The sequence below is a fragment of the Gilliamella sp. B3464 genome, from assembly GCF_026536145.1.
GTDB lineage: Bacteria > Pseudomonadota > Gammaproteobacteria > Enterobacterales > Orbaceae > Gilliamella.
The window spans coordinates 1-16,466 of sequence record NZ_JAFNOQ010000014.1 but is presented as its reverse complement, the minus strand read 5'-3'; the positions used below and the strand labels follow the sequence as shown (position 1 = coordinate 16,466).

The following is a 16,466-nucleotide window of genomic DNA, read 5'->3' as shown; positions in this document are numbered from 1 at the left end:
AGACTATCATTATGATGCATTGGCGTTCAATTATCAGAATCGTTGGATTGTTAATAGCCTTATTATCGATATTTATGCTTTTACCAGCATTAGTCGCGTTGATTTATCGTGATGGTGCGGGAGCGATTTTTGTCCGTTCATTTTTCGCATCATTAGTTTTAGGTTGTGTTTTATGGCTTCCTAATCGAAATCATCGCCATGAACTTACTACGCGTGAAGGTTTTTTTATTGTTGTACTATTTTGGTTAGTATTAGGGACTATCGGCGCTTTTCCCTTTATTTTTGACAACCATATCAACCTTAACTTAACCACAGCTTTTTTTGAATCGTTTTCTAGCTTGACCACAACGGGCGCAACCACTATTGTGCATCTTGACCATCTACCTAAAGCACTACTTTTTTACCGTCAGTTGCTACAATGGCTCGGCGGGATGGGTATCATCGTATTAGCCGTAGCCATTTTACCATTATTAGGGGTTGGGGGCATGCAGCTTTATCGGGCCGAAATTCCTGGCCCACAAAAAGATAGTAAAATGCGACCACGTATTGCCGAAACAGCAAAAACACTGTGGTCAATTTACATTTTGCTCACCACCTTATGTGCTGTTTGCTTATGGCTTGCTGGCATGAATGTATTTGATGCCATTTCACACAGTTTCTCGACGATTTCGATGGGCGGATTTTCAACTCATGATAATAATCTAGCTTATTTTAATAGCCCGGCCATTAATTATATTGTGACCATTTTTCTAATTTTATCGGGTTGTAATTTTGCACTACATTTTGCGGCACTAAATGGGTTTTCTATCAGTGTTTATTGGCGAGATCAAGAGTTTAGAACCTTCCTTTTTATTCTTATAATTTTAATTATTATCTGTGCTTTTGTTATTTATGTCTATCAACCACAACGCCATCTAAGTATTGATAAAATTATATTACAAGTAGTCTCAATAGCCGCAACCGTTGGCTTTACGGTTGATGATATTAATACTTGGCCGTCTTCATTACCTATTTTCTTACTCTCTGCATCATTTATCGGTGGCTGCGCTGGTTCTACCGGTGGTGGATTAAAGGTAGTGCGTGTATTGTTACTTTTTATGCAAGGATCGCGTGAATTAAAGCGTTTAATTCACCCTAACGCAATTTATACCTTAAAACTCAATAACCGCGTCGTACCCGAACGTATCATCGAAGCGGTTTGGGGATTCTTTTCTGCCTATGCATTAGTCTTTTTAATCAGTCTATTTATAATTATGGGCACAGGCGTTGATGCAACTGATTCTTTTTACATTGTCTCCTCATCCCTAAATAACTTAGGTGTTGGGTTAGGTAGTGTTAGCGATAACTTTGCAACTGTTAGTGATTTAGTTAAATGGGTAATGGTTGTCGATATGTTATTTGGCCGATTAGAAATCTTCACCTTGTTAGTATTATTTACGCCAACGTTCTGGCGCAGCTAAGGATTGGTGATTTTTGTCAGGAATCATTTCTACTTATCCATCAAATTTGTTTTTTAAATTTCTTAATTTCTTAAAAGAGATTTTTTTGTTTGGTTTGAGTTTCGGACGTTAGTCGTTTTGCTGATTTTTCTTATCTGTAAACACGTCCGAGTTAGGGGATTTTTTGCGAAATCCCCTAACAACCCCTCGCAGCACAAGGACAAAGTGGTCTGCGACTTCCCTCCGCCTTCGTGCGGTCTTACGCACCGCCGCTGATTTGTTCCTGACAAAACAGCGCCTTGCCAAACATCCCTGTTTGGCATGCTAACCGCGCTCAGTTGTCGGCACGTTGTAATTACGCGGATATGAGCTTTAATAAGCGTCTTAGCTTATTGATGCAGAATTTTCGAGATTTAGAGTTCTATACTAAAACCCCGATTTTCCTTAGATTTTTTTGTTTGGTTTGGGTTTCGGAAGTTAGTCGTTTTGCTGATTTTTCTTTTTTAGTGAACACGTCCGAGTTAGGGGATTTTTTGCGAAATCCCCTAACACTCCCCTCTTTACTCAGACCCCATTATCGTTATAAAAAAATCACTGAACCAAAAACCTCACCCTACCCCAAAATCACCCAATCTCGTTCAAAACTTCAAAGAAACACCTACATTAAAGTAAAAAACCGCCCCACTCTTAATCACAAAACCACTAAATTTTGACAAAAATTATAAATATTTTATTGATTATTTAGTCAATTACAGACAGAATTACTAGGCAGCATGTGCTGTATTTATTAGAGGTAATCACCTGACATATGGAATGGATCATGGATCCTACAATCTGGATTGGTTTATCTACTCTGGTTGTACTTGAAATCGTCCTTGGTATTGATAACATTGTTTTCATTGCCATTCTTGCCGAGAAACTTCCTCCCCAACAACGAGATAAAGCACGCGTCACGGGACTTGCTTTTGCATTAATTACACGCATTATTTTACTAATGTTTGCCGGCTGGTTAGTCACCCTTACAACGCCATTATTTTCAATCTCAGGAATAAGTTTTAATGCACGCCAATTAATTATGTTAATTGGAGGGATATTTTTACTATTTAAAGCCACCATGGAGCTCAATGAACGACTTGAAGGTGCTTCACAGGAAGATGGCAAACCGAAAAAAACATCTCATTTTTGGACCGTTGTTGCACAAATTGTCGTACTTGATGCGGTATTTTCGCTCGATTCGGTGATTACTGCTGTTGGGATGGTAGAACATATTCCAGTCATGATAATTGCAGTATGTATAGCAATTGGAATCATGATGGTCGCCAGTAAACCGCTTGCCAATTTTGTTAATTCACATCCAACAATCGTTATCCTCTGTTTAAGTTTTCTATTGATGATTGGGTTTAGTTTAGTTGCTGAAGGGTTTGGTTTTGCAATACCTAAAGGTTACTTATACGCCGCAATTGGCTTCTCGATTATGATTGAATTTTTCAATCAATTAGCGATCTTTAATCGCCGTAAAGCGTTAAACAAAAAACCATTACGTGAACGCACTGCCGAAGCCATATTACATTTACTTAAAGGCGATGCCGAAGAAGATCCAGACACGCATACCGTTGATGTTGTATCTGATGCCAATAAAAAAGTATCAGTATTTAATCATCAAGAACTGAGTATGGTTGAACGAGTACTCGGACTTGCACAGCGTTCGGTAAGCAGTATTATGACCTCGAGATTAAATGTTGATATGATCAACATTAATGAAAATCGTGAAGTTATTTTAAAAGAAATTTTCGATAATCCACATTCTCGATTAGTGGTGACTGATACAGCTTCAATTGATGAACCATTAGGTATTATTCAGGTTAATGATCTTTTAAAAGATGTGCTACAAAACAAAGAGCCGATTGATATTAATGCACTAATAAAACAACCGCTGATTTTTCCAGAAACAGTCTCGTTATTAGTTGCGTTAGAGCAATTTAAAAAAGCTAAAACCCATTTTGCCTTTGTAGTTGATGAATTTGGTTCAATGCAAGGTGTTGTGACTGTCACAGATATTATTGAAACCATCGCGGGGGACTTTCCAACCGAAGAAGAGGAAATCGACGCCAAACATGATATTCAATGCTTAGAGGATAATAGTTGGATAGCCAATGGTTATATTCCTGTTGAAGAATTGATCCGATTTGTCCCAATCCCTATTGATGATAAAAGAGAATATCATACATTAGCGGGACTTTTAATGGAAAAAGCGCAGCATTTGCTTAATGTTGGCGATACCATCCAAATTGGCGATTATCAATTTGAAATTGCCGAGGTAGAAAGTCACCGTATTCTTAAAGTCAAAATTACACTGAACAAACCGGCATAACACAATTAGCATAAAATGAGTTAGCCCACCTAAGTGGGCTAAAACTAAGTTAACTCCTCATGAAAGTGCACTTGTTACCTATCGAACCAATCACAAATGGTTTGGTCCCCTACCAAAGCAAGACTCAATCCCCCTTTTTTAAAGCGATTGAAACGACCAAAGTAGACAGTCACCGTATTCTTAAGGTTAAAATGACACTGAACAAACCGGCATAACACAGTTAGCATAAAATGCATTAGCCCACCTAAGTGGGCTAAAACTAAGTTAACTCTTGATTAAAAAGCGCCGTTTGTTTATCCAATCAAAGCTACATCGTTTAACTGTCCGACTTAAAGCATAAAATAGTTAAATTGCCGATTTTATTTGAGAGCAAGTATTCCTATCAAAGAACAGTAAATAAAGCTTAAACCAAACTATTTACCTGTTACAGTGATTGGTGAATAACTGTATCTATTAATTCAAAAAATCATCATGTTATGTTAACATTAACACACTCCATACTTTCAAACTCACCCTTTACAAAGCTAGGAGGTATACATGCATGACACCGGGCCTTTACTCATTGCCATCATCGGCGGCATTGTACTTGCCACCCTACTTGGATTACTCGCTAATCGTTTACGTATTTCCCCGCTAGTCGGTTATCTTATTGCCGGTATTATTGTTGGCCCCACAACACCTGGATTTGTTGCAGATACATCAATTGTGCAAGAACTAGCAGAAATTGGCATTATTTTATTAATGTTTGGTGTAGGGTTACACTTTTCATTAAAAGATCTTATGCAAGTAAAAAACATTGCTATTCCCGGTGCAATTGTTCAAATTACCGTTGCCACATTACTTGGAATGGGCATGTCTAGCTTGATTGGATGGCCGATTTTAACGGGATTAGTGTTTGGGCTGTGCTTATCTACTGCAAGTACAGTTGTATTACTCAGAGCCCTAGAAGATCGAAATCTGATAGAGAGTCGTCGCGGTAAAATTGCAGTGGGATGGCTAATTGTGGAAGATTTGGTCATGGTGTTAACGTTAGTATTGCTACCGGCGATTGCTACCATGTTTAGTGATAGCGATAACTATAATACAATCGATATTGTCAAAGAAGTCGCCAAAACTATAGGTCTTGTAATTCTTTTTATCGCTATCATGATTGTAATTGGTCGACGAACAATTCCTTGGCTATTAGCCAAAAGTGCCGCAACAGGTTCTGAAGAGCTGTTCACACTAACCGTACTTGCTATTGCTTTAGGTATTGCTTTAGCAGCAGTACAACTGTTTGGCGCTTCATTTGCATTGGGCGCTTTTTTTGCCGGAATGGTATTAACTGAATCAGATCTCAGCCATCGGGCCGCTAAAAATATCTTGCCATTAAAAGATGCCTTTGCCGTACTATTTTTTGTTTCAGTTGGAATGTTATTCAAACCCCAAATATTACTGATTCATCCTATTGCCGTATTGTCGGTTATTGTAATAATCATTTTAGGCAAATCACTTGCTGCATATTTGATAGTCAGATTATTTGGTTATTCTAAACGCACCGCTTTAACTATTTCAGCAAGTCTGGCGCAAATTGGTGAGTTTGCTTATATTCTTGCGGCATTAGGTATCACTTTACAGATCTTTCCTGATGAAGCGCATAGCCTAATTTTAGCTGGTTCTATCATATCTATTGTGCTAAATCCCTTCATATTTAATTTGCTCGAATACTACTTATCACGCACTGAAAACATTGTTGATAGAATGATTGATCCCATTATTGAAATTAACCAACAAATACCCGAGGTTAAAAACCATGCTATTTTAATTGGCTATGATAGATTAGGTAGTATGATTGCCGAAAAATTAATTGCCCATCACGTGCCGTTTATTGTGATCGAGCCGTCATTAACTTTAGTTGAAAAAATTCGCCATGATGGATTAATTGCGGTATTTGGTAATGCAATAAAGCCGGGGATCCTCAATTTTGCTCATATCAAATCAGCCAAATGGTTAATTATTACCTCGCCAAATGGCTATAAATCAGCAGAAATATCGCAACAGGCAAAAACGGTGAATCCTGATTTAGAAATTTATGTACGAGCATTTTACGAAGATGAAATCGAATATATTGAAGAACATGGTGCAACCAAAGTTGTTACCGGTGAAGAAGAGATTGCAAATCACCTTTTACAGTTTCTTAATATTGATAAAGAACATGAAACAAATAATCACTATCAAGTTAGTCAAACCATGTCGATTGATATGGAAACTTCAAATACTAACAATAATTTAAAAGTTAAAATAGATATTCCGGTAAATGCTAATCTTGCTGCAGGAAATGGTAGTCCGATAGAATAACACTTGACCTAAATAAATAACTGGCAATAATAACGCAGTAAAAACTCTGTTTATTGTAAGATGTGGAGCGAATACTTCGCATCTTTTCTATTTTTGGCTTACAAAAATTTTAGATAAACACAGCAAAGACACACTAAATGCACATTGACTATTATCAATCAAAATTAGGCCTTAACTTATGAATTCAATATTCGAAAAAGTATTTCAATTGAAAGAGAAAAAAACCACCATTGGCACCGAAATCATTGCTGGTTGTACCACCTTTCTTACTATGGTTTATATCATCTTTGTTAACCCGTCTATCTTATCTGCAACCGGCATGGATACTTCTGCGGTATTTGTTCTCACCTGTGTGGTGACAGCTGTTGCCACTATTTTAATGGGTTTATTTGCCAATTTACCAATCGCATTAGCCCCCGCGATGGGACTTAACGTTTTTTTTGCTTATGGGATTTGCGGCGCAATGGGCTATTCCTGGCAAATTGGCATGGGCGCGATATTTTGGGGTTCTTTAGTCTTTTTTGCTTTATCACTGTTTAAAGTACGTCATTGGTTAATTGAGCATATTCCACAATGTTTACGAGTAGGAATTAGCGCAGGTATTGGACTATTTATTGCCTTTATGGGCTTCCAAAATATGGGCATAGTCGTGAGTTCACCGGCAACACTCTTAACCATGGGCAATATCTTATCACTCAAAGTCTTATTAGGCTCTCTTGGTTTTTTTATTATTATTATTTTAGCAGCGCGCAATTTTCATGCAGCGGTTTTAATTTCAATATTTGTAGTCACCCTACTGGCGTTATGGCTTGATCCTAATATTACGTATCAAGGTGTCGCGGCAGTGCCACCGAGTGTCGCACCAGTTGTTGGTCATGTCGATCTTGCTGGCTCATTCAACATTGGTATTATGGGTGTGATTTTTTCAGTGATGATTGTTAGCTTATTTGATTCATCAGGCACAATTTTAGCCTTAACCGACAAAGCAGGCATTTCGGACGAAAAAGGACGCTTTCCTAAAATGCGTCAAGCACTATTAATCGATAGCTTTAGCTCATCACTAGGCGGATTATTTGGTACATCATCTGTATTAACTTATATTGAAAGTTCTGCGGGTATTTCAGTTGGTGGACGGACTGGCTTAACAGCTGTTGTGGTTGGAATCTTATTCTTACTGATGACCTTTTTATCACCGCTTGCACATTTAGTACCAAGTTATGCCACATCTGGCGCACTCATATTTGTCGGTATTTTAATGGTTTCAAGTTTAGTCAAAGTTAACTGGTCTGATTTAACCGATGCAACGCCTGCATTTATTACCGCTTTGATGATGCCTTTTGCCTTTGCAATTACTGAAGGTGTTGCGCTTGGTTTTATCTCCTATGTGGTATTAAAAACCTGTACAGGTAAATTTAAAGAACTCAATCTTTGTGTAATTATTTTTGCATTATTGTTCGCATTAAAATTTATCTTTATTGATCATCACTAATTTAAACAGCTATTGCTACGATTAACACCGTAGTAATAGCTTAGTTACTTACCAACCAGCTAATCTTCAAAAATCCGCATTATTCAGTCAAAAAAATTATTCATTACCAAACATGTCACTAGACGTGCTTATAGAGTTTGATCTGCATCACAAAAATAAAAAAACATAAAATAATTACAAAATTTAATAATTGTCGTTAGTTTCAAATTTAATGCATATTGATTACAACGTATTAACACAACTGTGCTTAACACTAAATTAAAACAAGCAAAGATAACTTTCTCATTAACTTATTAGGCATCATTTAGAGGAATAGTATGAATCAATATTACGACAAAATAGATAGAATCAACTATGAAGGAACACAATCAGATAATCCTTTTGCATTTCGACATTATGATCCAAACCAGATAATTTTAGGTAAAACAATGGCTGAACATTTACGTTTTTCAATCTGCTATTGGCATACATTTTGTTGGGCAGGTACCGATATGTTTGGTTCTGGTTCGTTTGATTATCCTTGGCAAAAAAGTAGTGATCCTTTAATCAATGCTAAAGCAAAAGCCGAGATTGCTTTTGAGTTTTTCTACAAAATGAATGTTCCTTTTTATGCTTTTCATGACGTGGATGTTTCACCTGAGGGGAGTTCAATTCAAGAATACATCAATAATTTATCCACGATGACTGACATTTTGCTAGAAAAACAACAACAAACGGGCATTAACCTACTTTGGGGTACAGCAAATTGTTTCACTAATCCGAAATATGCAGCGGGTGCAGCAACTAATCCTGATCCAGAAGTTTTTGCTTGTGCTGCAACACAAGTTGTCTATGCGATGAATGCCACACATAAACTTGGTGGACAAAATTATGTGCTATGGGGAGGTCGTGAAGGCTATGAAACACTTTTAAATACCGATCTGCGTAAAGAAAGACAACAACTGGGTAAATTTATGCAATTGGTTGTTGAAAACAAACATAAAATTGGTTTCAAAGGTGCGTTACTAATCGAACCTAAACCTCAAGAACCCACCAAACATCAGTATGATTATGATGTTGCCACTATTTATGGCTTCTTAAAACAATTTGGACTAGAAAACGAGATAAAAGTTAACATCGAAGCTAATCATGCCACTCTTGCTGGTCACTCTTTTCAACATGAAGTTGCCTCAGCTATCTCTCTTGATATTTTTGGTTCGCTTGATGCCAATCGAGGCGATCCGCAATTAGGTTGGGATACCGATCAATTTCCAAATAGTGTCGAAGAAAATACTCTTGTCATGTATGAAATCCTAAAAAGCGGTGGCTTTAAAACAGGTGGGCTAAATTTTGACGCCAAAATTCGTCGTCAAAGCGTTGATAAGTACGATGTCTTTTATGGTCATATTGGTGCCATTGATACTATGGCGTTATCATTAAAAAATGCGGCAAAAATGCTCGAAAGCCAAATATTAAACCAATGTGTTACCAATCGTTATGCCGGTTGGGATAAACAACTGGGTAACGATATATTACAGGGAAAAATGTCATTACAACAAATTGCAGAGTATAGTCTAAAACATAAATTACAACCAAAAACACGTAGTGGTGAGCAAGAAAAACTTGAAAACTTAGTCAATAAGTTCATTTTTGGCTAATCGTTAGGCAACATAAGTTTATTAGGGCTACAAACCCGTAGCCTTAATAAACATTGTAGTGGAGAAATATATGTATATTGGTATTGATTTAGGTACTTCCGGTATAAAAGTCATTCTTATGGATGAACAGCAAAACATTATCGCATCGACAACACAACCTCTTAGCGTGTCTCGCCCTTTTCCGCTTTGGTCAGAACAAGATCCAAATCAATGGTGGCAAGCGACTAATATAGCAATGCATGAGCTTGGTTCACTGCATGATTTACAACACGTTAAAGCGATTGGTTTAAGTGGGCAAATGCATGGCGCAGTATTATTAGATAAACAATTGCAAATTTTAAGACCAGCCATCTTATGGAATGATGGCCGCTGCGATGCCGAGTGTCATCAATTAGAACAGCAAGTCCCGAATTCAAGAAAAATTACCGGTAATTTAATGATGGCTGGCTTTACTGCGCCTAAAATCAAATGGGTTAAAAATCATGAGCCAGACATTTTTGCCAAAATCGATAAAGTACTCCTGCCTAAAGATTATTTACGTCTTAACATTACCGGACAATTGGCATCAGACATGTCAGATTCAGCCGGTACCATGTGGTTAGATGTTGAAAAACGTGATTGGAATGATGATCTATTAGCCGCTTGCGGACTAAGCAGGCATCATATGCCGACGCTATTTGAAGGTAATCAAATCACCGGTTATGTCAACGATGAAGTTGCAAAAAGCTGGGGAATTAATACCATTCCGGTGGTTGCTGGTGGCGGTGATAATGCAGCTGGCGCAATTGGTGTTGGGCTCTATCAACCTGGGCAAGCGATGTTATCACTTGGCACCTCGGGCGTCTACTTTGCTGTCACAGATCATTTTGTTAGTCAACCAGAACAGGCCATTCACAGTTTTTGTCATGCATTACCAGATCGTTGGCATCTTATGTCCGTAATGTTAAGCTGTGCATCTTGCCTTGATTGGGGCTGCCAATTATTATCAATCAAAGATGTACCTACGCTAATTTCATTAATTCAAACCGATCAAACTGATGCTAAATCTCCCATCCAATTTTTACCTTATTTATCTGGCGAAAGAACGCCACATAATAATCCTGAAGCGAAAGGCGTATTTTTTGGCTTAACTAATCAGCACAACAAAGTAGACTTAGCTAAAGCCATATTGTTAGGTGTCAGTTACGCACTGGCTGACGGTATCGATGTCGTTGCGAAAACCGGCATTTCGCCCGATAAAATAATGGTAATTGGTGGCGGGGCAAAAAGTGCCTACTGGCGACAATTAATCTGTGATATTTCTGGTTATCCTATTGAATATTGTGAAGGCGGTGAAGTCGGCCCAGCATTAGGGGCAGCTAAACTAGCCCAAATTGCTTGCCATCCAGATACCCCTATAAAAACTTTATTACCTTCACCTAAAGTAATTCAACTGCATCAACCGAATCGTGACAATTATCAGTTATATCAACAACAACGCGCTATTTTTAGACAGATTTATCAGCAACTAAAACCACTCATGTGTTAATGATTCATCAAAGGGGAAAGAATCACGTTATCTTCCCCCTTTATTTTCACTATCGAAAACCAATCATATCAATACCTAAGTAAATCGCTCTTCCCAATAAAAAGGCGTTAACATAACATTATTGTGTCAATAAACTACCGCTAGCTTGATTGGCGATTGTTACACACCACCTGTGCTAAACAAATCTTTTTTAGAATTAAAAATCCAAAATTCAATTCAGCTAATTAATTTGATTATGCTTATATTAGGCATTTTAATGGGGTTCATTGCATGACCAATCTCCGATAAATTAAAAATTCTAAAACTACCTGTTGGACTGTCCACCATCTTTTTAGGTATTGGTGCAATAAGCTTATTTATTTATCCAAACCTAAATGGTGTCCTTATTTATGCCTTCACTGCTGGTATTGGTATGGGGATCTGGAATTCACTCGACAATTTATTAAATTTAAAAGTGATTCCCGATAAAAATCGCATAGCATTCTTTTTAGGTATTTACAATCTAGGCAATACTATTACCCAAGCACTAGCGCCAATTATTGCTGCTTTTGTTATTTCAGTATTTGGCTTTTCTGCAATTTTTATCGTTTCATTGATATTTGCAACAATGGGGGGTATAGCTATATTATCGATTGGTTCAGTTAAAAAATAGTCTATTCACACCAGAAAAATTTTGTCAGTAACAAGCAATTTTTTTCTGGTGATAAAGTGATACAACCTAATTTTTATTAACGCGATATCATGATGAAGTTTTATTGACAGCATACTTATTTCTATAATCTTTAGGTGTTATTCCATAAAGCTTTTTGAATAAAAAATAAAAGTATTGTACAGAGGGGTAACCACACTGCTCAGAAATCATTTGAATCGACAGTGAAGATTCAATTAATAGGTATTTGGCTCGATTAAACTTTTCTTCATGAATGACACAATGAATTGTTTTACCTAATGACGCTTTGAAACGAAGTTCTAAGTTTGATCGAGATATTTGCATTTCAGAAATAACTTGCTCAACTTTAATTCCTTTACAAGCATAATCGCGGATATAGTGCATAGCTTGAATTACATATGGATCTTGTATTGATCGGTAATCAGTTGAGCGCCGAGCAATAATTTTTTTAGGTGCTATAAGGAGTGGTTCTGTTGAAATTTTGCCTTTTGCGAACTGTTTATTTAATAAACTTGCCGCATTAAATCCCATCTCTTCAGTCCCTTGCTTGACAGTCGATAACGACACCATCGACAAATTATTGATCACCTCTTCATTATCAATCCCAATCAAACATAACTGTTCAGGTATTTTTATTCCCACCCTATCACAAGCTTGCAAAATATGATGCGCCCTGGCGTCATTGACTGCAATAATGCCTGTATTAATCGGTAAAGTGAGTAACCATTTAGACAGTTTATCTAGGCTTTCTTGCCAATTATCCAGCGAGGTGGTCATACCTTGATATATAACCCCTTGGTAGCCTTTTTGCGCTAAGATCTGCTCAAATATTTTTTCTCTTACTGCTGCCCAGCGGCAATATCGCGTTGTTGGTATACTATAAAAAGCAAATTGATAGATGCCTTTTTCGCATAGATGATTAAACGCACTTTCGATAATGGCATAATTATCAGCTGCCACATAAGGTACGTTTGGATAGCTTACGTGATCATGGTAAGAGCTGCCAACACCAATAATAGGAATGGTTTCTTTAGCCAGCAAATCTTCAATATCCGGATCATCAAAATTGGCAATAATCCCATCACAATCAAAATGAAAAGCGGCTTTTGCATCATAACGCAGGGTTTCTGAAATATAAATATTCCAATGAATATTATGCAATTTCAAATAATCGCCTATGCCTTTTAATATTTGGCGGTCATAAATATTGTTTGCATTAAAGAGTAAAACAACTTTGTAAGATTCGCTTTTCATCGATGTTATTTGATACAGGGTAAATTCAAGATCCAGTATAATATTACCATTTTTTAATGCAAAAATTTGATTAATATAATTTTAATCTTTATCGATAAAACTATGTTAATAATTACACATAAAATACAAGTGTACCTAAACTCAAACTATCAATTACAACTAACTGTATAATAAAGACTATTTTAGTGGCTAAAAATCTTACTAAGATAAAAATAATTCGCCTACCGATGATACTCAACTATACCTAGCTAATATTGATATTAAATATGTGTTAAACCCGACAAACAACTTGTGGTAATACTTGACATTATGCCTGTTGGGGTCTAGAATCTTGCGACCCAAAACTTATATACATAGGTTTTGGTCTACAGTTATTAATTACGTATCTAAAATGCAATTTTAAATTTATTTTAATTAATCAGGAGCTTATTAATGGCAACAATTAATCAGCTGGTACGCAAACCAAGAGCCCTAAAGGAAGCGAAAAGTAACGTTCCTGCCCTTGAAGCATGCCCGCAAAAACGCGGTGTTTGTACACGTGTTTACACAACTACACCGAAAAAACCTAACTCAGCATTACGTAAAGTATGCCGTGTACGTTTAACCAACGGTTTTGAAGTGACTTCTTACATCGGTGGTGAAGGTCATAACTTACAAGAACATAGCGTGATTTTAATCCGCGGTGGTCGTGTTAAAGATTTACCTGGTGTTCGTTATCATACTGTTCGCGGTGCATTAGACTGCGCAGGTGTTAAAGATCGCAAACAAAGCCGTTCTAAATACGGTGTAAAACGACCTAAAGCTTAATGGTACTCCGTTAAGTAAGGCCAAACTATAAAATTCCATTTAACTCATTTGAGTTTTGGGTAAACCTGAAAATTTATAACATATAAACGGAGTATTCCAATGCCACGTCGTCATGTTGTCGGTCAAAGAAAAATTTTACCTGATCCGAAATTCGGTTCAGATTTACTGGCAAAATTTGTCAATATTTTAATGGTAGATGGTAAAAAATCTATCGCAGAATCAATCGTATATTCAGCTCTTGATAAATTAGCTGAGCGTAGTGGAAAAGACCACTTAGCAGCTTTCGAAGTTGCACTAGATAACGTAAGACCAACTGTAGAAGTTAAGTCTCGTCGCGTTGGTGGTTCTACATACCAAGTTCCTGTTGAAGTGCGTCCTGTTCGTCGAAATGCACTTGCAATGCGTTGGATTGTAGATGCTGCACGTAAACGTGGCGATAAATCAATGGCTTTACGCCTAGCGAATGAACTTATGGATGCTTTTGAAAACAAAGGTACCGCTGTGAAAAAACGTGAAGATGTTCATCGTATGGCTGAGGCTAATAGAGCGTTTGCACACTATCGTTGGTAATCAACCACTTATATTAAGTGGCTTGAAAATAGACTGACAGCACATATCTACTGTCAGTCCACCTAAATGATATTTTATTAAGCAAACGATTCTAAATAGAGGATTAATATGGCTCGTACAACCCCTATAGCACGCTACCGCAATATCGGTATCAGTGCACACATTGACGCAGGTAAAACGACAACAACTGAACGTATTTTGTTTTACACTGGTGTAAGTCATAAAATTGGTGAAGTTCATGATGGCGCAGCTACCATGGACTGGATGGAACAAGAACAAGAACGTGGTATTACTATCACGTCAGCGGCGACCACTGCATTCTGGTCTGGTATGGGACAACAATTTGAACCACACCGTATCAATATCATCGACACCCCGGGACACGTTGACTTCACAATCGAAGTTGAACGTTCTATGCGTGTACTTGATGGTGCAGTTATGGTTTACTGTGCGGTTGGTGGTGTGCAACCTCAATCAGAAACAGTATGGCGCCAAGCAAACAAATATAAAGTTCCACGTATCGCATTTGTAAACAAAATGGACCGTATGGGTGCTAACTTCTTACGTGTTGTAGAACAAATCAAAACACGTTTAGCAGCAGTACCTGTTCCATTAGTATTACCAATCGGTGCTGAAGAAGGATTTACTGGTGTAGTTGATTTACTTAAACGTAAAGCAATTAACTGGAACGATGCTGATCAAGGCGTAACATTTACTTATGAAGATGTGCCTGCTGACATGGTTGAGCAAGTCGAAGAATGGCGTGCTAACTTAATGGAAGCCGCAGCTGAAGCAAACGAAGAGTTAATGGAAAAATACCTTGGTGGTGAAGAGTTAACTGAAGAAGAAGTGAAAAAAGCATTACGTGAACGCGTACTTGCTAATGAAATCATCTTAGTAACTTGTGGTAGTGCCTTTAAAAATAAAGGTGTTCAATTCATGCTTGATGCAGTTGTTGAATATTTACCAGCACCGACTGATGTTCCAGCGATTAAAGGTGAATTACCAGATGGTGAACCAGCAGAACGTCATTCAAGTGATGATGAACCATTCTCATCATTAGCATTTAAAATTGCAACTGACCCATTTGTTGGTAACTTAACATTCTTCCGTGTTTACTCTGGTGTGGTTAACTCTGGTGATACTGTTCTTAACTCTGTTAAAGATAAAAAAGAACGCTTTGGTCGTATCGTTCAGATGCACGCTAACAAACGTGAAGAAATCAAAGAAGTTCGCGCTGGCGACATCGCTGCAGCAATCGGTCTTAAAGATGTAACAACAGGTGATACACTATGTGCTGAAAGCGCACCTATCATTCTTGAAAGAATGGAGTTCCCTGAACCCGTTATTTCTGTTGCAGTAGAACCAAAAACTAAAGCTGACCAAGAAAAAATGGGTCTTGCTTTAGGTCGACTAGCACAAGAAGATCCTTCATTCCGTGTACACACTGATGAAGAATCAGGTCAAACCATTATTTCTGGTATGGGTGAACTACACTTAGAAATCATCGTTGACCGTATGAAACGTGAATTTAAAGTGGAAGCAAATGTTGGTAAACCACAAGTTGCTTACCGTGAAACAATTCGCAATGAAGTTGAACAAGAAGGTAAATTTGTTCGTCAGTCTGGTGGTCGTGGTCAATATGGTCATGTATGGTTAAAAATCAAACCATTGGAAGCGGGTGGCGAAGGCTACAAATTCAACAACGAAATTGTTGGTGGTGTGGTTCCTAAAGAATACATCCCAGCAGTTGATAAAGGCTGTCAAGAACAAATGAAAAACGGTGTTCTTGCTGGTTACCCAATTGTTGATGTTGAAGTCACTATCTTTGATGGTTCTTACCATGATGTCGACTCATCAGAAATGGCATTTAAAATTGCCGGTTCAATGGCATTTAAAGAAGGCTTCATGAAAGCTAAACCTGTGCTTTTAGAACCGATTATGAAAGTAGAAGTTGAAACCCCTGAAGATTATATGGGTGACGTTATCGGTGACTTAAACCGTCGTCGTGGTATGATCGAAGGTATGGAAGATACTGCAACTGGTAAAACAGTTAAAGCACAAGTTCCACTTTCAGAAATGTTTGGTTATGCAACAGACCTTCGTTCACAAACACAAGGTCGTGCTTCTTACTCAATGGAGTTCTTGAAGTACAATGAAGCACCAACAAATATTGCAACCGCAATTATTGAAGCTCGTAAAGCGAAATAATTATTTATATAAATAAAGTAACACTTCCCTATTGAATTAGGGAAGTGGTTAAATAAAGGAACATTAAGATGTCTAAAGAAAAATTTGAACGTACAAAACCCCACGTTAACGTTGGTACAATCGGCCACGTTGACCATGGTAAAACAACTTTAA

Annotated in this window: 12 protein-coding genes; 11 read left to right on the top strand and 1 reads right to left on the bottom strand. The window is 37.5% G+C overall.

What is annotated here, in order from left to right; all coding sequences use genetic code 11:
• The first annotated feature begins 14 nt into the window (after nucleotides 1-14).
• The 7 genes from J3U57_RS11925 (at nucleotide 15) to J3U57_RS12720 (ending at nucleotide 11,453) form a co-directional block, all read left to right on the top strand.
• Nucleotides 15-1,460 carry a TrkH family potassium uptake protein gene (locus J3U57_RS11925; RefSeq protein WP_267334564.1) on the top strand — a complete coding sequence of 482 codons (1,446 nt, stop codon included), beginning with the start codon at nucleotides 15-17 and terminating at the stop codon, nucleotides 1,458-1,460.
• 787 nt (nucleotides 1,461-2,247) lie between these two features.
• Entirely contained in the window at nucleotides 2,248-3,810 is a 1,563-nt protein-coding gene (locus tag J3U57_RS11920) for a TerC family protein (protein ID WP_416379618.1), read from the top strand.
• 537 nt (nucleotides 3,811-4,347) lie between these two features.
• Nucleotides 4,348-6,147: a YbaL family putative K(+) efflux transporter gene (gene ybaL, locus J3U57_RS11915; RefSeq protein WP_416379617.1), complete on the top strand. Its 1,800-nt coding sequence runs from the start codon at nucleotides 4,348-4,350 to the stop codon at nucleotides 6,145-6,147.
• Nucleotides 6,148-6,325: 178 nt separating this feature from the next.
• On the top strand, nucleotides 6,326-7,636 hold the full coding sequence (locus J3U57_RS11910; RefSeq protein ID WP_065633271.1) for an NCS2 family permease: 1,311 nt from the start codon (nucleotides 6,326-6,328) through the stop codon (nucleotides 7,634-7,636).
• Nucleotides 7,637-7,953: 317 nt separating this feature from the next.
• Nucleotides 7,954-9,273, top strand: a complete 1,320-nt coding sequence (xylA, locus tag J3U57_RS11905) for a xylose isomerase (protein ID WP_267344867.1) — start codon at nucleotides 7,954-7,956, stop codon at nucleotides 9,271-9,273.
• 70 nt (nucleotides 9,274-9,343) lie between these two features.
• Nucleotides 9,344-10,801, top strand: coding sequence for a xylulokinase (gene xylB / locus J3U57_RS11900; RefSeq protein WP_267344866.1), 1,458 nt, complete (start codon nucleotides 9,344-9,346; stop codon nucleotides 10,799-10,801).
• 277 nt (nucleotides 10,802-11,078) lie between these two features.
• Nucleotides 11,079-11,453, top strand: a complete 375-nt coding sequence (locus tag J3U57_RS12720; protein WP_323849475.1) for an MFS transporter — start codon at nucleotides 11,079-11,081, stop codon at nucleotides 11,451-11,453.
• A gap of 87 nt (nucleotides 11,454-11,540) precedes the next feature.
• On the opposite strand, the gene J3U57_RS11890 is transcribed toward J3U57_RS12720, so the two are convergent.
• Nucleotides 11,541-12,725 carry a XylR family transcriptional regulator gene (locus tag J3U57_RS11890; protein ID WP_267344864.1) on the bottom strand — a complete coding sequence of 395 codons (1,185 nt, stop codon included), beginning with the start codon at nucleotides 12,723-12,725 and terminating at the stop codon, nucleotides 11,541-11,543.
• A 432-nt stretch (nucleotides 12,726-13,157) separates the two neighbouring features.
• On the opposite strand from J3U57_RS11890, the gene rpsL reads away from it, so the two are divergent.
• The 4 genes from rpsL to J3U57_RS11870 form a co-directional block, all read left to right on the top strand.
• Nucleotides 13,158-13,532: a 30S ribosomal protein S12 gene (gene rpsL, locus J3U57_RS11885; protein WP_034883792.1), complete on the top strand. Its 375-nt coding sequence runs from the start codon at nucleotides 13,158-13,160 to the stop codon at nucleotides 13,530-13,532.
• 99 nt (nucleotides 13,533-13,631) lie between these two features.
• On the top strand, nucleotides 13,632-14,102 hold the full coding sequence (gene rpsG / locus J3U57_RS11880; RefSeq protein WP_065633265.1) for a 30S ribosomal protein S7: 471 nt from the start codon (nucleotides 13,632-13,634) through the stop codon (nucleotides 14,100-14,102).
• A gap of 108 nt (nucleotides 14,103-14,210) precedes the next feature.
• Nucleotides 14,211-16,313, top strand: a complete 2,103-nt coding sequence (fusA, locus tag J3U57_RS11875; protein WP_065633264.1) for an elongation factor G — start codon at nucleotides 14,211-14,213, stop codon at nucleotides 16,311-16,313.
• A 68-nt stretch (nucleotides 16,314-16,381) separates the two neighbouring features.
• Nucleotides 16,382-16,466, top strand: an 85-nt coding sequence (locus J3U57_RS11870; protein WP_010312103.1) for a GTP-binding protein, incomplete at its 3' end; no start/stop codon positions are given.

Excerpts from the sequence above, each read along its gene's own strand:
- rpsG (WP_065633265.1), top strand. The coding sequence starts at position 13,632 with ATGCCACGTCGTCATGTTGTCGGTCAAAGAAAAATTTTACCTGATCCG.
- fusA (WP_065633264.1), top strand. The coding sequence starts at position 14,211 with ATGGCTCGTACAACCCCTATAGCACGCTACCGCAATATCGGTATCAGT.
- xylB (WP_267344866.1), top strand. The coding sequence starts at position 9,344 with ATGTATATTGGTATTGATTTAGGTACTTCCGGTATAAAAGTCATTCTT.
- xylA (WP_267344867.1), top strand. The coding sequence starts at position 7,954 with ATGAATCAATATTACGACAAAATAGATAGAATCAACTATGAAGGAACA.
- rpsL (WP_034883792.1), top strand. The coding sequence starts at position 13,158 with ATGGCAACAATTAATCAGCTGGTACGCAAACCAAGAGCCCTAAAGGAA.
- J3U57_RS11890 (WP_267344864.1), bottom strand. The coding sequence starts at position 12,725 with ATGAAAAGCGAATCTTACAAAGTTGTTTTACTCTTTAATGCAAACAAT.
- J3U57_RS11920 (WP_416379618.1), top strand. The coding sequence starts at position 2,248 with ATGGAATGGATCATGGATCCTACAATCTGGATTGGTTTATCTACTCTG.
- ybaL (WP_416379617.1), top strand. The coding sequence starts at position 4,348 with ATGCATGACACCGGGCCTTTACTCATTGCCATCATCGGCGGCATTGTA.
- J3U57_RS11910 (WP_065633271.1), top strand. The coding sequence starts at position 6,326 with ATGAATTCAATATTCGAAAAAGTATTTCAATTGAAAGAGAAAAAAACC.
- J3U57_RS11925 (WP_267334564.1), top strand. The coding sequence starts at position 15 with ATGCATTGGCGTTCAATTATCAGAATCGTTGGATTGTTAATAGCCTTA.